Source organism: Curtobacterium sp. MWU13-2055, from assembly GCF_023242305.1.
GTDB lineage: Bacteria > Actinomycetota > Actinomycetes > Actinomycetales > Microbacteriaceae > Curtobacterium.
On record NZ_JALLIO010000001.1, the window covers coordinates 99,430 to 122,693 of the forward strand.

General features: G+C 72.5%; 23 protein-coding genes. 13 read left to right on the top strand and 10 right to left on the bottom strand.

Translation table 11 applies throughout. From position 1 onward, the window contains the following. Positions 1-2: 2 nt before the first annotated feature. On the top strand, positions 3-686 hold the full coding sequence (locus M4960_RS00440; protein WP_248703209.1) for a uracil-DNA glycosylase: 684 nt from the start codon (positions 3-5) through the stop codon (positions 684-686). A 9-nt stretch (positions 687-695) separates the two neighbouring features. Next, a complete protein-coding gene (locus M4960_RS00445) occupies positions 696-1,298 on the top strand; it encodes a GNAT family N-acetyltransferase (RefSeq protein WP_123294233.1) in 603 nt (200 codons plus the stop codon). A 356-nt stretch (positions 1,299-1,654) separates the two neighbouring features. On the opposite strand, the gene M4960_RS00450 is transcribed toward M4960_RS00445, so the two are convergent. After that, positions 1,655-2,353, bottom strand: coding sequence for a FadR/GntR family transcriptional regulator (locus M4960_RS00450; protein ID WP_131846445.1), 699 nt, complete (start codon positions 2,351-2,353; stop codon positions 1,655-1,657). A 206-nt stretch (positions 2,354-2,559) separates the two neighbouring features. Here M4960_RS00450 and M4960_RS00455 point away from each other — a divergent pair, with 206 nt between their 5' ends. Together M4960_RS00455 and M4960_RS00460 are read left to right on the top strand one after the other, a co-directional pair. Next, the gene (locus tag M4960_RS00455; protein WP_248703210.1) at positions 2,560-4,110 is read left to right on the top strand and encodes a GntP family permease; all 1,551 of its coding nucleotides are present in this window, start codon (positions 2,560-2,562) and stop codon (positions 4,108-4,110) included. Beyond that, complete coding sequence (locus M4960_RS00460) at positions 4,107-4,634, top strand: gluconokinase (protein WP_248703211.1); 528 nt, start codon at positions 4,107-4,109, stop codon at positions 4,632-4,634. Before M4960_RS00455 ends, M4960_RS00460 begins: the two co-directional genes overlap by 4 nt. On the opposite strand, the gene M4960_RS00465 is transcribed toward M4960_RS00460, so the two are convergent. Both M4960_RS00465 and M4960_RS00470 read right to left on the bottom strand, forming a co-directional pair. Continuing rightward, positions 4,631-5,551, bottom strand: a complete 921-nt coding sequence (locus M4960_RS00465; protein WP_248703212.1) for a L,D-transpeptidase — start codon at positions 5,549-5,551, stop codon at positions 4,631-4,633. The genes M4960_RS00460 and M4960_RS00465 overlap by 4 nt on opposite strands. A gap of 27 nt (positions 5,552-5,578) precedes the next feature. Further along, the gene (locus tag M4960_RS00470) at positions 5,579-7,243 is read right to left on the bottom strand and encodes an ABC-F family ATP-binding cassette domain-containing protein (protein ID WP_248703213.1); all 1,665 of its coding nucleotides are present in this window, start codon (positions 7,241-7,243) and stop codon (positions 5,579-5,581) included. A gap of 81 nt (positions 7,244-7,324) precedes the next feature. Between M4960_RS00470 and M4960_RS00475 the strand changes: the two genes are divergently transcribed. Together M4960_RS00475 and M4960_RS00480 are read left to right on the top strand one after the other, a co-directional pair. Then, complete coding sequence (locus M4960_RS00475; RefSeq protein ID WP_123937737.1) at positions 7,325-7,741, top strand: HIT family protein; 417 nt, start codon at positions 7,325-7,327, stop codon at positions 7,739-7,741. 84 nt (positions 7,742-7,825) lie between these two features. After that, a complete protein-coding gene (locus M4960_RS00480) occupies positions 7,826-8,131 on the top strand; it encodes an EthD family reductase (RefSeq protein ID WP_248703214.1) in 306 nt (101 codons plus the stop codon). A gap of 97 nt (positions 8,132-8,228) precedes the next feature. On the opposite strand, the gene M4960_RS00485 is transcribed toward M4960_RS00480, so the two are convergent. Next, on the bottom strand, positions 8,229-8,567 hold the full coding sequence (locus M4960_RS00485; protein ID WP_248703215.1) for a hypothetical protein: 339 nt from the start codon (positions 8,565-8,567) through the stop codon (positions 8,229-8,231). Between the two features lie 98 nt (positions 8,568-8,665). Here M4960_RS00485 and M4960_RS00490 point away from each other — a divergent pair, with 98 nt between their 5' ends. Then, the gene (locus tag M4960_RS00490; RefSeq protein WP_248703216.1) at positions 8,666-9,565 is read left to right on the top strand and encodes an NmrA family NAD(P)-binding protein; all 900 of its coding nucleotides are present in this window, start codon (positions 8,666-8,668) and stop codon (positions 9,563-9,565) included. Positions 9,566-9,669: 104 nt separating this feature from the next. Here the strand turns inward: M4960_RS00490 and M4960_RS00495 are convergent, their stop codons facing one another. Genes M4960_RS00495 through M4960_RS00505 form a run of 3 tightly spaced genes read right to left on the bottom strand, consistent with a single transcriptional unit; the run spans position 9,670 to position 12,011 of the window. Beyond that, positions 9,670-10,557, bottom strand: coding sequence for an alpha/beta hydrolase fold domain-containing protein (locus tag M4960_RS00495; protein ID WP_248703217.1), 888 nt, complete (start codon positions 10,555-10,557; stop codon positions 9,670-9,672). Continuing rightward, positions 10,554-11,237, bottom strand: coding sequence for a TetR/AcrR family transcriptional regulator (locus M4960_RS00500; protein WP_248703218.1), 684 nt, complete (start codon positions 11,235-11,237; stop codon positions 10,554-10,556). Before M4960_RS00500 ends, M4960_RS00495 begins: the two co-directional genes overlap by 4 nt. A gap of 9 nt (positions 11,238-11,246) precedes the next feature. Beyond that, entirely contained in the window at positions 11,247-12,011 is a 765-nt protein-coding gene (locus M4960_RS00505; RefSeq protein WP_111086964.1) for an acetoacetate decarboxylase, read from the bottom strand. Positions 12,012-12,091: 80 nt separating this feature from the next. On the opposite strand from M4960_RS00505, the gene M4960_RS00510 reads away from it, so the two are divergent. Together M4960_RS00510 and M4960_RS00515 are read left to right on the top strand one after the other, a co-directional pair. Continuing rightward, the gene (locus M4960_RS00510) at positions 12,092-12,958 is read left to right on the top strand and encodes a 3-hydroxyacyl-CoA dehydrogenase family protein (RefSeq protein WP_248703219.1); all 867 of its coding nucleotides are present in this window, start codon (positions 12,092-12,094) and stop codon (positions 12,956-12,958) included. Between the two features lie 55 nt (positions 12,959-13,013). Next, a complete protein-coding gene (locus M4960_RS00515; RefSeq protein ID WP_123294245.1) occupies positions 13,014-14,459 on the top strand; it encodes an amidase in 1,446 nt (481 codons plus the stop codon). 86 nt (positions 14,460-14,545) lie between these two features. Here M4960_RS00515 and M4960_RS00520 read toward each other — a convergent pair whose 3' ends face one another. Genes M4960_RS00520 through M4960_RS00530 form a run of 3 tightly spaced genes read right to left on the bottom strand, consistent with a single transcriptional unit; the run spans position 14,546 to position 18,122 of the window. Beyond that, positions 14,546-16,201, bottom strand: a complete 1,656-nt coding sequence (locus M4960_RS00520; RefSeq protein WP_248703220.1) for an extracellular solute-binding protein — start codon at positions 16,199-16,201, stop codon at positions 14,546-14,548. 47 nt (positions 16,202-16,248) lie between these two features. After that, positions 16,249-17,142, bottom strand: a complete 894-nt coding sequence (locus M4960_RS00525; RefSeq protein WP_123294247.1) for a carbohydrate ABC transporter permease — start codon at positions 17,140-17,142, stop codon at positions 16,249-16,251. Then, entirely contained in the window at positions 17,139-18,122 is a 984-nt protein-coding gene (locus M4960_RS00530) for a sugar ABC transporter permease (RefSeq protein WP_248703221.1), read from the bottom strand. Before M4960_RS00530 ends, M4960_RS00525 begins: the two co-directional genes overlap by 4 nt. Positions 18,123-18,231: 109 nt before the next feature. Here M4960_RS00530 and M4960_RS00535 point away from each other — a divergent pair, with 109 nt between their 5' ends. The 4 genes from M4960_RS00535 (at position 18,232) to M4960_RS00550 (ending at position 23,228) form a co-directional block, all read left to right on the top strand. Continuing rightward, on the top strand, positions 18,232-19,335 hold the full coding sequence (locus M4960_RS00535; protein ID WP_248703222.1) for a substrate-binding domain-containing protein: 1,104 nt from the start codon (positions 18,232-18,234) through the stop codon (positions 19,333-19,335). 226 nt (positions 19,336-19,561) lie between these two features. Next, positions 19,562-20,602 (top strand): hydroxyacid dehydrogenase, encoded by a 1,041-nt coding sequence (locus tag M4960_RS00540; protein ID WP_248703223.1) that lies wholly within the window; start codon positions 19,562-19,564, stop codon positions 20,600-20,602. 71 nt (positions 20,603-20,673) lie between these two features. Then, positions 20,674-22,572: a heparinase II/III family protein gene (locus tag M4960_RS00545; protein ID WP_248703224.1), complete on the top strand. Its 1,899-nt coding sequence runs from the start codon at positions 20,674-20,676 to the stop codon at positions 22,570-22,572. Continuing rightward, the gene (locus tag M4960_RS00550; RefSeq protein ID WP_248703225.1) at positions 22,569-23,228 is read left to right on the top strand and encodes a ThuA domain-containing protein; all 660 of its coding nucleotides are present in this window, start codon (positions 22,569-22,571) and stop codon (positions 23,226-23,228) included. Before M4960_RS00545 ends, M4960_RS00550 begins: the two co-directional genes overlap by 4 nt. Positions 23,229-23,264: the final 36 nt, after the last annotated feature.

The following is a 23,264-nucleotide window of genomic DNA, read 5'->3' on the forward strand; positions in this document are numbered from 1 at the left end:
TCGTGGAACCACGACCGCTCGCCGACCTGGTCGACCCGGGCTGGGCGTCGGCGCTCGCTCCGGTGGAGGCCGACGTGCACCGCATGGGTGCCTGGCTGCGTGACGAGACAGCGGCCGGCCGCACCTACCTGCCGGCCGGCGCCGACGTGCTCCGGGCCTTCACCACGCCGTTCGACGCCGTGAAGGTGCTCGTGGTGGGGCAGGACCCCTACCCGACGCCGGGCAACCCGATCGGGCTGTCGTTCGCCGTCGACCCGGCAGTTCGTCCGGTGCCGCGCAGCCTGGCGAACATCTACAAGGAGCTCAGCGCCGACGTCGGCGTGGCCCCGCCGGCGCACGGTGACCTGCGCGCGTGGTCGGACCAGGGCGTGCTGCTGCTCAACCGCGTGCTCACGGTCCGTGCGGGCGACGCCGGCAGTCACCGCGGCAAGGGCTGGGAAGCCGTCACCGACCAGGCCGTCCGCGCACTCGTCGCCCGGGGGACCCCGCTCGTCGCCGTGTTGTGGGGCGCGCAGGCCGCGTCCGTCCGGCCGCTGCTCGCCGACACCCCGGTGGTGGCGTCGGCGCACCCGAGCCCGTTGAGTGCGTCGCGGGGCTTCTTCGGCAGCCGGCCGTTCTCGCAGGTCAACGCGCTGCTGCAGGAACAGGGCGCGGCACCGGTCGACTGGTCGCTGCCCGCTCAGTAGGCTCGGCACGTGCTCGAGGAGGAATACCAGCGACGGCGGGTCCTGCCGCGACACCTGCGTGCCCGGCCGGCGAGCGAGACCGCGTTCGAGTACCGGATCCGTGCCGCCGAGGCGAGCGACCTGCCCGACGTCCGTGAGATCCACACGCACTACGTCCGCAACTCGTCGGTGACCTTCGACCCGTCGGCGTTCACCTTCGCCCGGTGGAAGCAGCGCTACGACGACATCCGGAAGCGCAAGCTGCCCTTCCTGGTGGCCGAGAACCCCGCCGGGCAGATCCTCGGCTACGCGCTCGTGGACGCCTGGAACCCGCGCGACCGCTCGAACCGGGTGGTCGAGGACTCGATCTACCTCGGAGCGGCCTCGGGTGGCAAGGGTCTCGGCCGTGCGCTCATGGAGGCTCTGCTCGACGAGTGCCGGTCCGCCGGGGTCCGCGAGGTCGTCGCCGTGATCGCCGACCGGCAGGCCGAGGCCTCGATCCGCCTGCACGAGCGGCTCGGCTTCGAGGAGGTCGGCCGGATGGGCAAGGTCGGCTACAAGTACGACCGGTGGCTCGGCACGGTGACGATGCGCCTGCGGTTGCGCGGTCCCCGCCTCTTCGCGCGCAAGTAGTCGGGCCGTCGTCCGTTGTCCGTCGTCGTTCGGTCGCGGTGGGCCGCGCCGAGGTTCCGAGATCTGCGCATCTCGGCGTGCGATCGCGCGTGCTGTGGAACCTCGACGACCAGCGCACGGCGTGTTGTGGAACCCGGGCGGCTGTCGGACGGGAGGCCCGTGGGCGCGTCGCCACGGGCCTCCCGTCCGTCGTTCGGTCGCGGTGGGCCGCGCCGAGGTTCCGAGATCTGCGCATCTCGACGTGCGATTGCGCGCGTTGTGGAACTTCGACGACCAGCGCACGGCGCGTTGTGGAACCTCGGCGGTCAGCGCACGGCGTGCCGGCCCGCGCCCGCCCCCGCACCCCGCACACCCCGTCAGGGCCGCGGGGCCTCCGCGATGAACTCGTCGCGCGTGACGCCGACGAGCGCCGTCGTCGCGGCCGCCGCGGCGGCCCCGTCACCCGCGACGAGCGCGTGCCCGACGGCCTCGTGGCGGAGTGCTGCCTCGCGCGTCCAGCGCGTGATGGTGTCGCGCGACTCCGACGTGCGGGTGCGCAGCAGCGCCTCGACGGTGCCGGCGAAGTGCGCGAAGACGGCGTTGCCGGAGCCGGTGAGCAGGGCGCGGTGGAAGCGGACGTCGGCCTCGAGGTACGCGCGGCTGTCCTCGCGCGCGCAGGCGGCGAGCATGTCCTGCGCGGCGTCGAGGACGGCGGACGCCCCGGAGCCGCCGGCGGTGAGCGACGCTGCGACGGGTTCGACGCCGAGCCGCAGTTCGAGGAGTTCCCGCTGCTGCACGAAGTAGGCGGGCGAGGCGCCACGCCACCGGATGACCGTCGGGGCGAGCAGTTCCCACGACCCGATGCCGAGCACCTGCGTGCCGACGCGCTGCCGGGGCTCGACGAGTCCGAGCGACTGCAGGACGCGGAGCGCCTCGCGCACGACCGACCGGGACACGCCGAACTCGTCCGCCACGAGCTCGGGGCGGACCACCGTGCCGGGGTCGAGCGCACCGTCGACGATGCGCTGCCCGAGGGTGTCGAGCACGTGGGCGTGGAGTCCGCGGGCTGGGGGCATCGTTCCTCCGTGCAGTACGGGTCGCGCGGTCGGCGTGACGTCGGTCCCATCGAAACGGCAGACTGCGTCCGAGGGCGGATGGCGCGCGGCGGATCGTCGTATAGTCTGATTAATCAGATTATTGAGGGTCGGTGCGCGAAGCGCCAGCCGCCCCTCGACACGAAGGCGACGGAGCCGCGCGGCAGCGGCTCCAGGAAGGGGCACCGATGCCTCACGCTCCAGTCCACCTGCTCGCCCACCCCGTGGGCACGGTCCTCGCGGCCGAGGGCGGCGGCACCGAGACGGTCGACCCGTCCGGGCCGATCCCGCAGCTGATCATCGCGGCCCTCGTCGGCATCGTCGTGATCATCGCGCTCATCACCTGGCTCAAGGTGCACCCGTTCATCGCGCTCGTGATCGGAGCCCTGGGCGTCGGCATCGGTGCGGGGCTCGCGCCGGACAAGGCCGTCGTGAGCTTCGGCAACGGCTTCGGTGCGACGATGACGAGCGTCGGCATCCTGGTCGGGCTCGGGTCGATGTTCGGCAAGATGCTCGTCGACTCCGGCGCCGCCGACCGCGTGGTCGACACCCTGGTGCGCAGGTCGTCGAAGGCCGCGCTGCCGTGGACGATGGCCCTGATCGGTGCGCTGATCGGCCTGCCGATGTTCTTCGAGGTCGGCCTCGTGCTCCTCATCCCGATCATCGTGCTCGTCGCGAAGCGCAGCTCCGTGCCGATCATGAAGATCGCCGTGCCCGCCCTGGTCGGCCTGTCGACGATGCACGCGTTCGTCCCGCCGCACCCCGGCCCGCTCGTCGCGATCTCGACCGTCGGCGCGAACCTCGGCACCACGCTCGCCTTCGGCATCGTGCTGGCGATCCCGGTCATCATCCTGGCCGGTCCGGTGTTCGCCCAGTTCGCGGCCCGCTGGGTCGACATCCCCGCGCCCGACATGTTCGGGTCGCGTGGGTCGGACTCCGGGTCGGCGTCCGGTCCGCAGGACCCCGCTTCGGGCGGACGGGAGGCCCGGCGCGGCCCCGCCACGCAGGACACCGCGTCCCTTCCCAACGGCAAGAGCGACTTCACGCGCGTCATCAGCGAGCCCCGCAGCCCGTCGTTCACCGTCGCGCTCATCGGCATCCTGCTGCCCGTCGTCCTCATGCTCGCCCAGGCCGTCCGCGAGGCCACGATGCCCGACGCCGCTGGCTCGTGGGTGAGCCTGCTCGACTTCCTCGGGTCGCCGATGATCGCGATCGGCATCGCCGCGATCTACGCGATGGTCTTCTTCGCGATCGGCGGCGGCATGGACCGGTCCGCCGTGGCGAAGTCGCTCGAGAGCGCGGTGCCCCCGGTCGCCGGGGTACTGCTCATCGTCGGTGCCGGCGGTGGGTTCAAGCAGGTGCTCATCGACACGGGCATCGGCGGGGTGATCGCCGACGCCGTGAAGGACTCCGGCGTCTCGGTGCTCCTCGTCGCCTGGGTCGTGTCGGCCCTGGTGCGTGTCGCCACCGGGTCGGCCACGGTCGCCACCGTCACCGCGGCGGGCATCATGGCCCCGATCGCCGCCGACCTGTCCACGCCGATGACCTCGCTGCTCGTGCTGGCGATCGGTGCGGGCTCGGTGTTCCTGTCGCACGTCAACGACGCCGGGTTCTGGCTCGTCAAGGGCTACCTCAACACCACCGTGGGACAGACCTTCAAGACGTGGACGGTGCTCGAGTGCCTCATCTCGGTGCTCGGTCTGCTCGGGGTGCTGCTGGCCGGGGTGTTCATCCGATGAGCGGCGGCTCCGCTCTGGATGCGCGTGTCCTGGTCGTCATGGGGGTCTCCGGTTCCGGCAAGTCGACCGTCGCCGCGATGGTCGCCGAGCAGCTCGGGTGGGACTTCGCCGAGGGCGACGCCATGCACCCGCAGGCCAACGTCGACAAGATGCACGCCGGTACGCCACTGACGGACGAGGACCGCTGGCCGTGGCTCGACGTCGTCGCCAGCTGGATCCGCGGGCACCTCGACGCCGGCACGCACGGTGTCGTGACCTGCTCGGCGCTGAAGCGGTCGTACCGCGACGTGCTGCGGGCGCCCGGCGTGGTGTTCGTGCACGTGGCCGGTGACGGCGCGCTGATCGAACAGCGCATGTCGCAGCGGTCGGGCCACTTCATGCCGACGTCGCTGCTGCAGTCCCAGCTCGCGACGCTCGAGCCGCCGCAGGACGACGAGGCGCACCTGACGATCGCGGCCGACCGCACTCCGGAGGAGGAGAGCGCCGAGGTCGTCGAGCGGCTCGGGCTCGGCGGCGGCCGCTAGCTGAACCGGATCGGGGTGCCGACGGGCAGGGCGGCGAGGGTGCGGGTCATCTCCGCCGAGATCCGCACGCAGCCGTGCGAACTGCCGGTCGGGTCGGGGTAGTAGTGCAGCGCCGTCAGTGCCGCGTTGCCGCCGTACGACGGGATCCGCGACGAGTGCGCGCCGGTCAGGATGATCGGGTTGCCCTGCGTGTAGGTCACGCGGGTGTCCACGTACGCCGCTTCGACGTAGGTGGCGGTGTCGGACGGCGTGGGGTCCTCGGGGGTGCCGAGCCGAGCCGCCTCGGTCGCGGTGACCTGGCCGCTCCGGGTGACGACCGACACCGTGCTCCGGGCGACGTCGACGCGGATCATCCGGTCGGTGTCGGCGACCGTGAAGTCGGCGGCCCGTGCCCAGGCGAACGTGGCGCTCGGCGCCTCCGGCTCGCCGCCGACGCCCGGGGTGCGGTTCCGGGCCGGGGTCGAGACGAGGAGCATGCCGCCGTCGACGCCGGGCGACCGGCCCCAGACAGCGGTGGCGGCGGGCAGGTCGATCGTCGACACGAGGTGCGACAGCGTGGCCACCGGGCGGGCGCGGCTGGACGGGCTGGCGTACAGGGCCACGAGGTCGTGCCGCGGGGTGGCGATCTGCCAGGTGTCCGCGGGGCGGACGTCCCCGCCGTCGAGCAGTTCGGGGACGACGCCGTCGTGGAACGCCAACGGCAGGGCGGCGAGGGTGGCGGCCGACAGCGCTCGGGGGACGGCCGCGAGCGTCGGGGTGGGCGTCGGCGTCGGCGTCGGCGTCGCGGTGGGTGTGGCCCGTGCGACGTGGGTCGGGTCGGTGTCCGGACGGTCGGCTGTCACCCCGACGACGACGGCGGCCGCGACGGCGAGCGCCGCTGCACCCCCGACCACGGCGATCCAGCCCCTGCGTCGCATCGGCATCCCCCTGTGCTCCTGGTGTCGTCAGCGTTCGGTGACCCGGCCGGCGTCGACGTGCCACTGCCGGTCGAGGCGGACGGTCTCCAGCATGCGCCGGTCGTGCGTGACGAGCAGCAGGGTGCCGTCGTACGACTCCAGCGCCTGTTCGAGCTGCTCGATGGCCACCAGGTCGAGGTGGTTTGTCGGTTCGTCGAGCACGAGCACGTTCACCCCGCGGGCCTGCAGCAGCGCGAGTCCGGCGCGGGTCCGTTCGCCGGGGGAGAGCGCCGACGCGGGCCGTCCGACGTGGTCGGCCTTCAACCCGAACTTCGCGAGCAGCGTCCGGACGTCGGCGGTGGTGTACTCGGGCACGATCGCCTCGAACGCCGCGGCGAGCGACTGGTCGCCGGTGAAGGCCGCACGGGCCTGGTCGACCTCGCCGACGGCGACGCTCGACCCGAGCGAGGCGGTGCCGGTCGTCGGCGCCTGCTTGCCGAGCAGTGCCCGGAGCAATGTGGACTTGCCGGCGCCGTTCGGTCCGGTGATGCCGATGCGGTCGCCGCCGTCGACCTGCAACGACACCGGGCCGAGCGTGAAGTCGCCCTGCGTGAAGGTGGCGTCGGACAGGGTGGCCACGACGGCCGAGGACCGGGGCGCGCTGCCGATCGTGAACTCGAGCTGCCACTCCTTGCGGGGCTCCTCGACCTCGTCGAGCCGCGCGATGCGGGACTCCATCTGGCGGACCTTCTGCGCCTGCTTCTCGCTCGACTCCGAGGCGGCCTTGCGCCGGATCTTGTCGTTGTCCGGGGCCTTCTTCATGGCGTTGCGCACGCCCTGGCTCGACCACTCGCGCTGTGTTCGGGCGCGGGAGACCAGGTCGGCCTTGGTGGAGGCGTAGTCCTCGTACGCGTCGCGCTTGTGCTGCCGGGCGATCTCGCGCTCCTCGAGGAACGAGTCGTAGCCGCCGCCGAACAGCCGGTTGGACGACTGCGCCAGGTCGAGCTCGAGCACGCTCGTCACCGACCGTGCCAGGAACTCCCGGTCGTGGCTGACGAGCACGACCCCGCCGCGGAGGCCCCGGACGAACCCCTCGAGCCGGTCCAACCCGTCGAGGTCGAGGTCGTTGGTGGGCTCGTCGAGCAGGACGATGTCGAACCGCGACAGCAGGAGCGCCGCCAGCCCGACCCGAGCGGCCTGCCCACCGGACAGCGCGGTCATGAGCGAGTCCGGCCCGACGCCGTCGTCATCGGGTCCGGTCTCGAGGCCGAGGTCGGCCAGGACGGCGGGGATCCTGTCCTCCAGGTCGGCGGCGCCCGCGGCGAGCCAGCGGTCGAGCGCCGTCGAGTAGCGGTCCGCGGCAGCGTCGCCGGCGTCCGGGTCGCCGAGCGCGGCAGCCGCGGCGTCCATGGCCTCGGTCGCCTCGGCCGAGCCGGTCCGTCGGGCGATGTACGCGGCGACGGTCTCGCCCGCGATCCGTTCGTGCTCCTGGGGGAGCCAGCCGACGAACGCGTCGGTCGGTGCGAGCGACACCGTGCCCGCCAGGGGCTCGTCGACACCCGCCAGCAGTCGGAGCAGGGTGGACTTGCCGGCACCGTTCACGCCGACGACGCCGATCACGTCGCCCGGTGCCACCGTGAGGTCGAGGGAGTCGAACAGCGTGCGAGCGGCGTACCCGCCGGACAGGCCCTTGGCGACGAGCGTGGCGGTCATGCGCCAATCGTCCCACGCGGCGGCGCGCGCACGGCACCGCCCTCGGAGCGCCCGGTGCTCCGGGTGCAGCACACTGGACGGATGGCATCCTGCGTCTTCTGCGCGATCATCGCCGGCGACGAACCGGCCGTGTGGGTCGAGCGCGAGGACCACGCCGTCGCGTTCGCGCCGCTGCCCGGGTCGGCGCTCGCGCCCGGGCACACCCTCGTCGCACCGGTCGAGCACGCCGACGACCTGCTCGGTGCCGCCCCGGTGGCACTGGCCGCCACCGTCGCGCTCGCGCAGCGTGTCGCACGGGCGATGCGGGGCGCACTCGGCGCCACCGGCACCGTCGTGCTGCAGGCCTCCGGCGCCGACGCCGGGCAGAGCGTGCGGCACCTGCACTTCCACGTCGTGCCGTGCTGGCCGGACGACGGCACGACGCACTGGCCGGAGCCGCCCTCGGCACACGTCGTCGACGGTGACCCGCACGCACTCCTCGCCGAGATGTTCGAGTAGCCGATCCCGGGCAGTGGTGCGCGGAACGGAGTGGAGTGGGCGCTGCACCATCACCCGTCCCACCGACACCCGCAGGAGCACACCATGACCACGAAGATCACCCTGATCATCGACAACCCGGCCGACCCGTCCGCGTTCGAGCAGTCCTACGTGGAGCTCGAGGCACTCGCCGCGAAGCTGCCCGGCCTGCAGCGGCTCGAGGCGGCGAAGGTCTGGCCGAAGGAGGACGGCACGCCCACACCGGCGCACCGCACGCTCGACCTGTACTTCCCCTCGTACGGGGACGCCTCCGACGCGGTGGCGACCGCCGAGGCCGGCGCGTTCTTCCAGCAGCTCGGCGGGACCGGCGCCACGTTCACCGGCCTGTTCTCCGACATCGAGCACGAGTAGCACCGGCGCCAGCGCCGGCGCTGAGCTCGGCCTGGGGCCGAGCCCGGGTCTCGGCCTCAGCGACACTCCTCGGGTCCCGCGCCGCGTGGAGTGTCGCTCAGCGCGAATCTCGGCCCGGCAGGCCCGGCAGGCCCGGCACCGGCACCGGCGCCAACCGCCCCGCTCCGACGGGCAGCACACCCGCGCGGTACTCGAGCACCTCGGCATCGCCGACGGTCACCGTCGCCGTGCCGAAGCGCCATGCCCGGTTGAACAGGTACACCCCGATCACGGTCCGGCCGTCGTCGGCCACGGCCCACGTGCCGGTGCCCCACTGCGCCGGGTGCCCGACTCCGTCGATCGTGACGGTCGGGCGGGCGAACCAGGTGAGCAGGGGGCGAGCGAGCCGGAGCTCGATCCGGCGCTTCGTCGTGCCGGAGGGGAGAGTCGTGTCCACCTCCGCAGGATAGGGCCACAGAACCCGGCGCCAGCGCACCGGCGCCGCCGCCAGCGCACCTGTGCCCGCCGCACCCGCGCACCCGTAGCGTGGCGGCCATGACCACCACCGTCCTCGTCGCCGGCGCCACCGGAGACCTCGGCGGACGCATCGTCCGCGAGCTCCTGCAGCACGACACCCGCGTCCGCGTCCTCACCCGCCCGTCCAGCACCGGCGCCCAGCGGCAGTTCGCCGACGACGACCGCGTCGACGTCGTCACCGCGGACTACACGGACGCACCGGCGCTGGTCACGGCGCTCGCCGGGGTCGACGTCGTCGTCTCCACGGTCAGCGGTACCCGCGCGGTGATCGTGGACGCCCAGCGCGCCCTGCTCGACGCCGCGGTCCAGGCCGGCGTCCCGCGGTTCATCCCCTCGGACTACGCCGCCGACTACCGCTCGATCACGCCCGGCTCGAACCGGAACTTCGAGCTCCGCCGCGAGTTCGCCGCCGCCCTCGACGCCGCGCCGATCCGTGCGACCTCGGTGCTGAACGGGGCGTTCACGGACATGCTCACCGGTCAGGCGCCGCTGATCCTGTTCGACCGCCAGCGGGTGCTCTACTGGTCGTCGGCCGACCAGGTCCTCGACTTCACCACGAAGGACGACGTCGCGCGCGTGACGGCGCTCGTCGCAGTCGACGCGGACGCACCCCGTGTGGTCGAGGTCGCCGGTGACCGCGTGACGGCACGGTCGATCGCCGACACGATGTCCCGGCTGACCGGCACCCCGTTCCGGCTGCAGTGGGCGGGGACGACCGGCACGCTGTCGGCGATGGCACGGATCGGCCGTCGGCTGTCGAAGGACGACGCCGAACCGTTCCCGGCCTGGCAGGGCATGCAGTACTTCGTGAGCATGTTCAGCGGCGAGGCGGAGCTCCACCACGTCGACGACGACCGCTACGGTCCGCACGACTGGACGAGCGTCCGCGACGTGCTCGCCGCCCACCTGAGCGTCTGATGGTCTGACGGTCCGACCGGGAGGCCCGCCCCGCGTCGCGCAGGACGGCCGGCGGTCCGCCGCCGTGGCCGTCTCGGGCACGCGGCCGGGTCCTGCGCTGACCGTCAGGCTCTGCGGACGGCCGCGACGATCTCCTGCCGTGCTGCTCGTCCGCTGCGCGTCGGCAGCAGGGGGAACACGTGCAGGGCGCCGGGGCGCTCGCGCAGCGTGACGTCCACGCCCGCGGACCGGGCGGCCGCGACGAGCAGGTGCGCGTCGGGGTTCAGCACGTCGTGGGTCCCGGTGTGGACGAGCATCGGGCCGAGGCCGTGGAACGAACCGGCCAGGGGACTGACGACCGGGTCGTCGATCGACAGGCCGTCGGCCCACAGGTGACCGAGCACACGGCCCCCGTCGCGACCGAGCCACGGGTCGCTCGGTTGGACCTGGGGGATGCGCGGGTTCGAGAAGCCGAGGTCGAGCGCCGGTGACACCAGGACGGTCCGGAGCGTCCGGACGCCCTGGTCGCGCAAGGTCTGGGCGACGGAGAGCGCGATCTGCCCACCGGCGGAGTCGCCGGCGAGCTGCACCCGTCCGCGCCGGTCGATGACGCGGCGTGCGACGTCGAGGACCAGGTCGTGCGCCTGCCGTGCGTTGCCGTCCGGCAGGAGTCGGTAGATCGGGACGGTCACGGTGGCGCGCGCCTCGGCGGCGAGCTGGGCGATGAGCGCCCAGTGCTGCTGGGCGATCTCGTGGACCCACCCGCCGCCGTGCACGTACACGACGTCGCGGAGCGGTGGCTGGCGGCTCGGCGTCACGGTGTACACCGGGGCGCCACCCTGCCGGTGGACGTCGACGCGCACGTCGGGCCGGAGGCGCTTCGGTGGTCCGAACGGCTCGGGGCGGAGGGCCTGTCGGCGGACGGCTCGGTGCGCTCCCGCTTCGGTGACGAACGGCGCGTTCGCGTGCGTGGCCCGCAGGAACAGCGGGACCGCGGCTTCGGGGACGATCACGCTGTACCTCCTGTGTCGTCGGTGTCGTCGGCACCGTCGGGCTCGCGCGCCGGCTCGCTGAGTCCGAGGAGTGCGCCCCGCACCGCGGCGACGCGGATGGTCGCGGCGTCGTCGTAGAGCACCGTCTGGCTGACCGCGCCGACGTGCGCGGCGACGACCGCCCGGGTGAAGACGTCCGGGGCGACGGTCAGTCGCCGGCCCTGTGCCGTGACCGACTCGACGAGCAGCGGTTCGAGTGCCGCGTGGAAGGCGTCGGTGTGCGCTCGGAGCAGTGCCCGGAGCTCGGGTTCGTGTCGCGCCCGGGACAGCAGGACCGAGCGGATCGCGTACCACTTGCCCTCGGGGGGCAGGCCGCCGAGGACCGCGGAGACGATCGCGTCGACGGACTGCGGGTCGGTCGTGCCGAGCGCGGCCCGGAAGCCGTCTTCGAGCCGCTCGACGACCACGGCCTCCTGCGCTTCGTACACCGCGAAGAAGAGCTCGTCGGTCGTCGCGAAGTTCGAGTAGAAGGCGCCGCGCGTGAACCCCGCACGTGCGACGATCGCCTCGACGCTGGCCGAGGCCGAGCCGGTCTCGTCGAACAGCGCCTCGGCCGCGCGGACGAGCTCCGCGCGGGTGCTGCTGCGCCGCCGGGTGGGGCGGGCGGGTGCGGCGGTGTCGTCGCTCACTCGTGGGGACATCGGCTCATCCTAGGAGGCGTCGTCCGACCGGCGCGGGTCGGCCAGGTAGTCGTGCACGGACCGCACCGGCGCGAGCGTCAGGTCGGTCAGGACGTGCGAGGCGCTGATGACCTCGAGCACCGGCAGGTCGGCCATCGGCGCGAGGGCGTGCTCGAACAGCTGCAGGCGGGCAGGTCCGGTCCAGGCCCCCTTCACGACGATGTCGGTGATCTCGGTCCGCACGAGATCGGCGGCGCGCAGCCCCAGGGTCGTCACGTCGGGGACGAGCTTCACCATCCAGGTCGGCACCGTGATCTGCGCCGCGGCCTCGACCGGGTCCATCGGTTCCCACTGGTACGCCATGGTCGCCGTCGCCACGCGTTCGGCACCGCGGTCGAGCGTGCCGACGAGGGCGCCCTGGTCGACGCGCAACCCCGGGGTCCCGAGCACCTTCGGGTAGGCGCTCAGTTCGCGCCCGGCGAGCGTCGCCGCGGAGTTGTCGAGGTACATGGCGTGCAGGTACTCGCCGACCTCGCCGTCGTGGGTGACCTGGATCGCCTGACCGGACTCGACGTAGGGGCCGTAGCCGTCGACGTCACCCATCTTCATGACCTCGAACCGGACCAGCGGCGCGTCGACCTGCAGCGGCTCCGGCACGACGGCGCGGAGGGCGTCGGGGTCGGTCCGGTACACGACGTTGAAGTACTCGCGGTCGGTGAAGCGCGTCGGGCGCAGCGGGTAGACCGGCGCGGTGAGGGGTGTGGTGGCGTGGCGGAGGACGTCCGAGGCCTGCATGGGAACTCCTTGTCGAGTTGCAATACGTTCCGTACTGAGTACGTTGTGTATCGAACCTACACCCGAGAACGAAGGACACCATGGGCTTCTCCCTGCCGACCGACATCCGCAACCGACCCGTCACCGTGATCGGCGGTGGGACCCTCGGTCGTCGCATCGCCCTGGTGTTCGCCAGCGCCGGCGGCGAGTCCCGCGTGTACGACCTCGCCGAGCCGGTCCGCAGGGCCGCCGTCGAGTACGTCGAGCGCGAGCTCCCGGCGCTCGCCGCGGCGCGGGACGGGGGCGCGGTCGGCACCGTCCGCGCGTTCGACGACCTGGACGAGGCCGTCGCCGGTGCGTGGCTCGTCGTCGAGGCGATCCCGGAGCGCCTCGACCTCAAGACGACGGTGTTCGGACAGCTCGACCGCGCTGTCGGGGCGGACACGATCCTGGCGAGCAACTCGTCGTCGTACGCGAGCCGACTCGTGATCGACGAGGTCGAGCACCCCGAGCGCGTGCTGAACATGCACTTCTACATGCCGCCTACGCAGAACGCCGTCGACCTGATGAGTGACGGGGAGACCGACCCCGCGGTCATCGACCTGCTGCTCGAGGTCCTGCCGACCTACGGCGTCCGGCCGTTCGTCGCCCGCAAGGAGTCGACCGGGTTCATCTTCAACCGCATCTGGGCGGCCATCAAGCGCGAGTCCCTGGCCGTCGTCGCCGACGGGGTCTCCACGCCGGAGGACGTCGACGCGATGTTCGCGGTGAACACCGGTTCGCCCGCGGGGCCGTTCCGGATGATGGACCAGGTGGGGCTCGACGTCGTCCTGGACATCGAGGAGCACTACGCGGCGGAGGACCCGCATCTGCCCGAGGGTCCGCGGCAGCTGCTCCGGCAGTACGTCGACGCGGGGCACCTGGGCGTGAAGACCGGCCGCGGCTTCTACGCGTACGACCAGCACTGACGGTCGACCAGCACTGACGCACGACCGGCACCGTCGCCGCCTAGGCTCGGGAACCGTGTTCGAACTCCACCACCTCGCCGCGCAGGAACTCTGGGACTGGATCCGCCGGGGGGAGGCGACCGCGCTCGAGGTGACGGAGCACTACCTCGCCCGCATCGAGCGACTCGACCCGGCCCTCGGTGCGTTCGTGACGGTCACGGGGGACGCCGCGCGCACGAGAGCCGACCGTCTCGGGCACCTGGTGCCGACGTCCAGACCGTTGTGGGGCCTCCCGTCCGCCGACAAGGACCTGTACGACCGCGCCGGGGTCCCCACGCGCTCCGGCACCGCGAGTCTGCCGGAGCGCCCTGCCGGGGCCGACCACCCGCTCGTCGCGGCGCTCGACGCCGCCGGCACGGTGAGCCTCGGCAAGACGGCGTCGCCGGAGTTCGGGATGTCCTCGTCGTCGGAGACGCGGTTCGGCGTGACGCGGAACCCCTACGACACGACCCGCGCGCCCGGGGGGTCGTCGAGCGGGGCGGCGGTCGCCGTGGCGGCCGGGCTGCTGCCCGCGGCCGTCGGGTCCGACGGCGGGGGATCGGTCCGGATCCCGGCCGCCGCGACCGGACTCGTCGGCCTGAAGCCGAGCCGCGGGCGGGTGCCGTCGATGCCCGGTCGCTCCGGTGTCGGCGGGCTCTCCGTCGCCGGGCCGCTGACCCGGTCCGTCGCGGACGCGGGGATGCTGCTCGACGCCCTCGTCGCGCCGACCGGGCTGCCGGAACCGTCGCCGTACGCCCTGGTCACGCCGTCCCGCGGTGACGGCCCGTTCACCGCGGCGGCCGTCCGCGGTGAGGGACGCTTCGTCGTCGGGCTGCTCGACGGTTCACCGTGGGACGACACCGTCGACGTCGTGGTCGACCCCGCGGCGCGCGCTGCCGTCGAGACCGCTGTGCGGGTGCTCGGCGAACTGGGGCACGGCGTCGAGGACGTGCAGATGCCGCGGGCGCCGTACGCCGACGCGTTCCGGGTGGCGTGGGAGAGCTCCGCGGCGCGGCTGCCGATGGTCCCCGGCATCGACCTGACGGCGCTCACGCCGCTGGTGGCGTGGCTCGTGGAGCGGGGACAGCGGCTCACGGGCACGCAGGTGCTCGACGCGATGACCGTGCTGGACACGTTCTCGGCGACGCTGATCGGTGCGTTCGACCGGTTCGACGCCGTCCTGTCACCGACCCTCGCACTGACCCCGCGGCCGCTCGGCTGGTACGGCGACGACCCGGACGAGGACTTCCGCCGCCAGTGCGCGTACTCGCCGTGGACCTCGATGGCGAACGTGGCCGGGCTGCCCGCGATCACCCTGCCCGTCGGGGTCACCGCCGACGACCACCCGGACGGCGGCGGCCTGCCGATGGGCGTCCAGTTGATCGGGCGTCCCGGGGGCGAGCGGGTGCTGCTCGCGATCGGGGCCCAGCTCGAGCGGCGGCTGCGCTGGCAGCGGCGGCACCCGGCTGCCTGGACCGCCTGACCGGGGGTCGATGCGAGACGACATCATCGTCGTCGTACGACGTCGATGATGTCGATCCGAGTCGGCCAGACCCGCCGCCGCCCGGGCTAGCTCTGCTTCTCGATCGCCTCGGAGTACTCGCGGCGCATCTTGTCCCCGGCGGCCGACACCCACGTCGCCCGTGCGGCCTTCACCTTCGCCAGGTTCGTCCGCCCGAGCACGTAGTCGTTGCACACGCTGTTGAACGCGGTGCTCGCCGACGCCGTCGCCGCGGCCGAGGGGGAGTAGAAGCCGTCCACCGGGTTCTTCACGAGCATGTCCTGCGTCTTGGTCTGGTACTGGTGCGACTGCCGCAGCTGCTCGTCGATGCGGACCGCGGTGTTCAGCACCTGCGGGCCGGCGCCGAGTCGGTACAGCGCGCTGGCGTTGATGGTCTGCTCGCCGACCTTCGTCAGCGTCGCGTCCGGGCCGCTGCCGGTGTGGTGGACGCCCTTCTCGCCGTGGGTCAGCGTGAACGCCTCCTTCGACCCGAACGGCGCGGAGAGGTAGTCGATGAGCCGGAGCTGGGCCTTGATGCGTTCGGGCGTCGTCTTCTTCAGAGCGGCGAACGAGAAGCTCGACGTGCCCTGGTAGTTCGCACCGGGGCCGCCCGTCGCACCGAAGGGCACGATGCCGCCCGTGACGATGCCCTTCGGCATGGACACGTCGAGCAGGGCGGAGATGCCGTCGAGGTGCATGAGCACGGTGCCGTTGTTGATGTACGTCTTCGCCTTCGCGCTCTCGAGGCTCGGGGTGTCCGGGTGGAAGACGCCGAGGTTCCAGAGCTTCTTGATGTAGGCGAGGGTCTCGAGCCACGCGTCGGTCTCGTTCTTGTGGGTGAGTTCGCCGCCCTTCGACATCGCCCACTGGTTCGGCACGCCGAAGGTGGCACCGATGAAGTCGTACGCCCAGTCGACGCCGCTCGCCCCGCCCTGGCCGGCGATCGCGTACCGGCCGGCCTTGGCGTCGGTGACGGCCGTGCACAGCTCGGTGAACTCGTCCTTGTCCTTCGGGGCCGGTGCTGCGCCCGTCAGCTGCTCGATGAGGTCGGGGCGGCAGATCATCACCGACCCGAACGGCGGCCGGTGCTCGGGGACGCCGTAGATCTTCCCGTTGATGCGGGCGCTCCGCCACGACGCGGTGGGGATGTTCGCCAGGTTCGGGTAGTCCGTGACGGCGTCGCCGGAGAGGTGCTCCGACAGGTCCGCGAACTTCGCGTCGAGCAGCTGCGGGAACCGTGGTGGCATCGCGAACGTCAGGAACTCGACGATGCCCGGGATGTCGTTGCCGGCGGTCATCGTCGCGAACTTCGCGGCGAACGAGTCGCCGGGCACGAACGTCAGGTCGTACTCGGTGTCCGTCAGGCCGCCGACGTAGTCGAGGAACGAGTTCTGCGCCGGCGGCGGCGCCGCGTAGGTCACGACGAACCCGGTGGTCTTCTCGCCGTCGCCGACCTTGCCGGTGACCGAGGTGAAGAGCTCGCTGTCCTGCGGGTACGAGTAGTACACGGGCTGGACGACGCCGTTGCCGGGCAGGTCGGGCTTCGGCCCCTTGGTGATGGGGACGTAGGTCGGCAGCGCGGCCACCTGGTCCGAGATGGTCGCGGCGTTGCCGCCGGTGGAGCACCCGGTCAGGCTGCCGGCAGCGCCGAGGGCGACGAGGCCGAAGGCGGCGCCGGAGATGAGGGTCCGGCGGCTGAGGCCGCCGGTCGTGGTGTCGGTCATGGCTTCTCCCTTGAAGCGTCGGGTGGCAGTGAGGTGGTGGGGCCGTGTCAGCCCTTGACGGCGCCCGTCAGGACGCCCTTGGTGAGGTGGCGCTGCACCAGGGGGTAGGCGGCGAGGATCGGGATGATCGCGATCATCACGACGGCCATCTGGATCGACTCCGCCGGCGGCTGCATCGAGGCGTCGGACCCGGCACCGGACACCAGGCTGGAGCCCTGCAGGACGTAGGTGCGCAGCACCAGCTGCAGCGTCCACTTCGTCGAGTCCGACAGGTAGAGCAGTGCGTTGAAGAACGCGTTCCAGTAGCCGACGGCGTAGAACAGGCCGACGACGGCGATCACCGCGCGGGACAGCGGCAGGACGAGCTGCCACAGGATGCGGAACTCGCCGGCGCCGTCGATCTTCGCGCTGTCGATGAGCTCCTGCGGGATGCTCATCATGAAGCCGCGGACGACCACCATGTTGAACACGCTGAACGCGCTCGGCAGGATCAGCGCCCAGTAGTTGTCGAGGAGTCCGAGCTGCTTCACCATCAGGTACAGCGGGATCATCCCCGGCGCGAACAGGAACGTGATGAGCACGAAGGTCAGCAGCGGCCGCTGGAACAGCGAGCCCTGTCGGCTGAGCGCCCACGCGGCGAGCACCGTCGACGCCAGGCTGATGACGGTGCCCACGACCGTGACGAGCAGCGTGACCACCACGGCGCGGGTGACGACCCCGCCGGACAGGATCTGCACGTACGCGGACAGGTCGAACGACCGCGGCCACACGACGTAGCCGCCGGCAGCGGTGACGTCCGCCTGGCTCGACACGCTCGTCGAGAAGACGATGAGGAACGGGAACAGCACGACGGCGAGGATCAGGACGATCGCGACGGCCTTGAGTGCGAGGACGACGGGTGTGGGTTTTCCGGCCCAGACCGGACGGGCGATGGTGCTCATGACCGTGAATACACTCCCTGCTCACCGAGCATGTGGGCGGCCTTGTTCGCCGCCATGATGAGGACGAACCCGACCAGGCCCTTGACCAGACCGACCGCGATGCCCGTGGACCAGTTCCCGTCGACGACGCCGTGGTAGTAGACGTAGGTGTCGAGGACCTCGGCGGCATCGGCCCCCACGGCGTTTCGTTGCAGGATGATCTGCTCGAACCCGACGGACAGGGCCTCGCCGAGCCGCAGGATCAGCAGGAGCACGATGATGGGACGGATGCCTGGCAGCGTGACGTGCCAGAACCGGCTCCACGCTCCCGACCCGTCGATCGCCGCCGCCTCGTACAGGTTGTCGTCGATCGCCGCGAGCGCCGCCAGGAAGATGATCGTGCCCCAGCCGGCGTCCTTCCAGATCACCTGTGACGTCAGCAGCAGCTTGAACGTCTCCGGGTCGCTCATGATCCCGATCGTCCCCATGTCGAGCTGCCGCAGCGTGTGGTTGACCACACCGCCGGACCCCAGCGACTGCTGGAAGAAGCCCACGACGATCACCCACGACAGGAAGTGCGGCAGGTAGAGCACCGACTGCACGGTCGCCCGGAGCCACTGCCACACCAGCGAGTGGATGAGGATGGCCAACGCGATCGGCACCGGGAAGAACAGGATGAGCTGCAGGAACGTGATCTCCAGCGTGTTCACCGTCGCCCGCCAGAACTCCGGGTCGGCGAACATCAGCTGGAAGTTCGTGAACCCGACCCACGGGCTCTGGGCGATCGGGATGTACGGCTGGTAGTCCATGAACGCGATGACGTTGCCGATCATCGGCACGTACACGAACAGCAGCAGCAGGACCACCGCCGGCGCCACCATGAGCAGCAGCGGGTAGTCGCGCCGCAGCCGAGCGAGGAACGGGACCTTCCGCGGGGCCGGGGCGCCACCGGACCGGGTGGTCCGTGGCTCGGTGGTCGGATCGACCAGCGTCGCGCTCATGTGGCTCCTTTGCTCACGTGGCTGGGGGTTTCGTCATCCTGTGGCGTCCGTATGATGACGGTCAAGCCGCGGTATTCACCCGCACACGAATCGAACACTGGGAGCGACGATGCACCCGACCAGACGCCACGAACGGATCCTCGCCGAGCTCCGCGTGCACGGGACCCTGTCCGCCTCGGACTTCGCCGAGCGCGAGGGGATCTCGGCCATGACGGTCCGCCGCGACCTGTCCGAACTCGCCGACCGCGGCGTGCTCCGGCGCGTGCACGGCGGCGCCGTCTCCGTCGAGACCCTGCCCACCGCCGGCGCACCGCACCGACCCGCACCCCGCCCCGACCGGGACACCACCGACGGCAGCGGCGCGCTCTTCACCCTGGGGCTCGTCGTCCCCGACCCCGGCTACTACTTCCCGAAGATCGTCGCCGGCGTCGCCGAACGCACCGAGGCCCTGGGCGGCCGCGTCGTGCTCGGCGTCTCCCGCTACGAACCCGCCCGCGAACGCCAGCAGGTCGAACGCCTCATCGCCGCCGGCGTCGACGGGCTGCTCGTCACCACCACCGTCGCCGACGCCTTCACCACCCTCGAGCTCCTCGACCACGCACCGATGCCCGTCGTCGTGGTCGAACGCTCCGTGGTCGAGGCCCCCGTCGGCTCCGCGCTCGAGTCCGTCCGCAGCGACCACGAGTCCGGTGCCGGCATCGCGGTCCGCCACCTCGCCGAACTCGGGCACCGCCGCATCGGCATGGCCGTGTTCGACACCCCGACCACCCCGCAGCTCCGCACCGGGTACGACCGCGCCGTCCGGCAACTCGGCCTCGACCCCGACGCCCCGGTCCAGGTCATCCCGGACGACCGGGGTGTGGGTGCCACGACCAGGGCCTTCATCGAGCGCTGCCTCGCCACCGGCACCACCGCAGTCTTCGTGCACTCCGACCAGTACGCCGTCGAGTTCGTCGAGACCGTCACCGAGATGGGCCTGTCGATCCCGGACGACCTGTCCGTGGTCGCCTACGACGACGAGGTCGCGGCGCTCGCCGGGGTGCCGCTCACCGCGGTCGCGCCCCCGAAGAACGACGTCGGCCGGTTCGCGGCCACGATGTGCTTCGAGCGCATCTCGGCGACGGCGCAGGTCGGCTTCGCCCGTCGGCACATGACCCTGGCGCCCACGTTGAGCGTGCGGGCGTCGACGGCGGCGGTCGTCCCCGGTCGATGAGCGGACGGCGCACGATCCGCGCGATCCGCGCGCCCGTCGTGTTCACTTCGTGAGCGTTTGCGCCCCGCGGCTTGACTCCGCACACCGCCGAACGCTGGCATGGGGACGCCGTACCCCGGAGAGGAACCGTCCGACGATGACGTCACGCCCCGTCACGCCCCGAGCGCAGCCCGCGCCCCGAGCGCAGCCCGCGCCCCGAGCGCAGCCCGCGCCCCCGGCGGTGCCTGTGCCCCCCGCCCCACGCGGCCACGCGCACCGCTCGCCCGTCCCCGTCGCCTTCGTGATGCCCGAGGCGACCTTCACCCGGGTGTTCGACCCCGGCGACCTCGCCGCCCTGCACGCCTCCGAGGCCGTCCGGCTGATCGCCGACCGTCCGCTCGACCCGGACGACCCGTGCGACCTCCCGCTGCTCGCCGACGCCGAGCTGCTCGTCACCGGGTGGGGCAGCCCCGTGCTGTCCGCGGACCGTCTGGACCGGGTGCCGCGGCTCCGCGCTGTCGTGCACTCCGCCGGGTCGGTCAAGCCCGTCGTCGACACCGACGTGTGGGCGCGACGGATCGCCGTGGCGTCGAGCGCCGCCGCGAACGCCGTCCCGGTCGCCGAGTTCACGGTCGCGGTGATCGTGCTCGCCGCGAAGCGGGCCTTCGCCAGCGCCGCCGCGCTGCGTTCGGACGAGACCCCGGTCGACGTCGAGGGCTCGTGGCCGGTCGTCGGCATGCACGGCGTGACCGTCGGTGTCGTCGGCGCCTCGCGTGTCGGGCGGGCCGTCATCGAACGGCTCCGCGACTACGACGTCCGCGTGCTCGTGAGCGACCCGTACCTGGACGACGCCGAGGCCGCGCTGCTCGGCGTCACCGCCGTCGACCTCGGCACCCTCGCCGCCTCGAGCGACGTCGTCACCCTGCACGCGCCGCTGCTGCCGTCGACGCGGGGGCTCGTCGACCGTGCCGTGATCGGTCGGATGCGGCCGGGTACCACGCTCGTGAACACCGCGCGCGGGGCGATCGTCGACCAGGACGCCCTCGCCGACCGCCTGGACCGCGGCGACCTGGCCGCCGTCCTCGACGTCACCGAGCCGGAACGCCTGCCACCGGACGCCCGACTGCGGTCGACGCCGAACACCTTCATCACGCCGCACATCGCCGGGTCCCTGGGCAACGAGCTGCGTCGGCTCGCCGACAACGCGGTGCGCGAGACCATCGCGTTCGCGGCCACCGGCGCGTTCACCGACCCCATCGTCCCCGACGGCTTCGCCGTCCAGGCCTGAGGCCCGCCACCAGCCGCCGCGACCAGCCGCCACCACCCGTCCACCACCGTCACCACCCGGAGACCCACCCCATGACCGTCACCGTCGACGCCCCGTCCTTCACCGACCGGTTCACCCCGGCAGCGCGCGCGGCGCTCCGTCCGCGCTCGTGGCGACCCGCGCCTCCCGCCAGCGACCGCCCGGCGTGGGAGCACGTCGCGGACGCCGACCGGGAGGCCCTGCTCGCGGTCGCGCACGACCGTCGCGCCGCCGCGGCGGTCACCTTCCCGACCCTCGCCCTGTGGGCGACGTACAGTCGCGACGGGAACCGCCAGCCGTACGAGCGAGCCCAGCGGAACCTGCTCGAGTCCGCCGCGACCGCGGCCCTGGCACTCGGTGTGACCGGCGACGCCGAGTGGGCGGACGTGCTCGGCGACCAGGTCTGGCGGATCCTGGAGCTGCGCGCCTGGTGCCTGCCGTCGCACTACGCGCTGCCCGAGGACGGCAGCCGGCCGTTCCTGCCCGTGCCCGGTCGGGACGTGCTCGACCTGTCGGACGCCTACGTCGGCGGCATGCTCGCGGCGATCGACGCGATCGCGGGGGAGCGCCTCGAGCAGGACCGCCCCGGCATCCGCGCGCACGTCCACCACGAGATCCGCCGCCGCGTGCTCGACCCGTGGGAGCAGGAGGTGTACTTCTGGCACGGGGTCGACGGGCCGCCGAACAACTGGGCGCCGTGGATCGTGTCGAACGTGCTCGTGTGCGCCGCCGTGGTCGAGCCCGACCGCGATCGCCTCGCCGCGACGATCGACCGCGCGCTCGTGATCCTCGACCGGTTCCGCGCCGGCTACGACGCCGACGGCAGCTGCGACGAGGGTGCCACGTACTGGTGGTGGGCCGGCGCGACCCTGTTCGAGGCCCTGGACCTGGTCGAAGACCTCACCGGCGGCGCGTTCGACGGCTTCTCGGTCGAGCCGGTCGCCGCCATGGCCCGGTTCCCGATGGGCATGCAGATCGGTGCCGCGACGCAGGTCAACCACTCCGACGGCTCCCCGGCGCTGGCCGAGAACGCGAACTGGAACCTGCTCGCCCGTTTCGGGGAGCGCGTCGACGACGACCGGGTCGTGCGGCACGCCCGGTGGATGGGCCGGCAGCACGCGTTGCGGTTCGACGGGCAGCTCGCCGCGCTGTTCCGTCGGACGCTCGCCGAACTGCGGGACCCCTCGTGGACCGACGGGCCGGCCGAGCCCGGGATGCCCGCGTCGCTGTGGCTGCCCGGCACCGAGGTCGCCGTCGCCCGTGCCCACGACGGCGCGACCGACGGGTTCGTCCTCGCGGTCAAGGGCGGGCACAACGACGTCAGCCACAACCACAACGACGCCGGCGGGGTGATCGTCTCGCTCGACGGCGAACCGGTGCTCATCGACGTCGGGGTGGGCGTGTACCGCCGCGAGACGTTCATGCCGGAGCACCGCTACGGCATCTGGACGATGCGGAGTGCCTGGCACACCGTCCCGCTGCCGAACGGCGTCGAACAGCACGAGGGTGCCGCGTTCCGCGCGACCGGCACCGTGTTCGAGGACGACAGCGACGTCGCGTCGTGGTCCGCCGACCTGACCGCCGCGTACCCGGCGTCCAGCGGACTGCGATCGCTCCACCGCACCGCGACGCTCGACCGGGCGGTGCCCCGTGACCGCGCCACCGAGCGCGTGGTCGTCCGCGACACCTGGACGTTCGCGGAGCCCGGCACGATGACCCTGGTGCTCATGACCCGCGACGAACCCGTGCCCGTCGAGGGCGGGCTGCGCGTCGGCCCCGCCCACCTGTCCGTCGACACCGATCGGTTCGCGGTGCACGTCGAGCGGCGGGACGTCGACGACGCGAAGCTCGAGCGTGTCTGGGGCCCGGCGGTGCACCGTGTGCGGCTCGTCGCCCGGCAGGCGTCCACCGACGGCGAGCACGCGCTCACCGTGACCCGGGCGACACCGTGAGCGCGGTCCTGCTCGGCGGCTCCGGACGCTGGACCGACCCGTGGCACCCCTTCGCCGAGACGAACGCCGCGGTCACGGCGCTCGCCGCGTCGGCAGGCGTCGAGCTCGAGCAACCGGAGGACGTCGACACCGCCCTGGCCGCCCTCGCGACCGGACCCCTGCCGTCGCTCGTCGTCGTCGACGTCGGGCTGCCCCGGGACGACCGCCCCGTCCCGCTCACCGACGCCCGGGCCGGCTTCCACTGCCTGCTCGCAAGCGACGTGCCGCTGCTCGTGCTGCACGTCGCCGCGACGTCGTTCGCCGACGACCCGCACTGGGAGCGTGCCCTCGGCGGGGTGTGGGAGCGCGGCACGACGATGCACCCGCCGTTCGGGCCCGCGGCCGTCCGGGTGGTCGACGCGGCGCACCCGATCACCGCCGGCCTGCCGGACTTCACCCTGGAAGACGAGCGCTACTCGCACCTCCGGGTCTCGCCCTCGGTGCGGGTCCTGCTCGACCACGAGCACGAGGGGGAGCGGCACCCGCTCGCCTGGGTGCACGAACGACCCGGCGGCGGCACCACCGTCTACGACGCGCTCGGCCACTCCGCCGCGTCGTTCGCGTCGCCGGGGCACCGCGCGTTCCTGACGCGCGCCCTCGCGTTCCTCCTGCGCTGACGTTCCACTTGCGCTGACGGGGTGGGGGCGACCGCC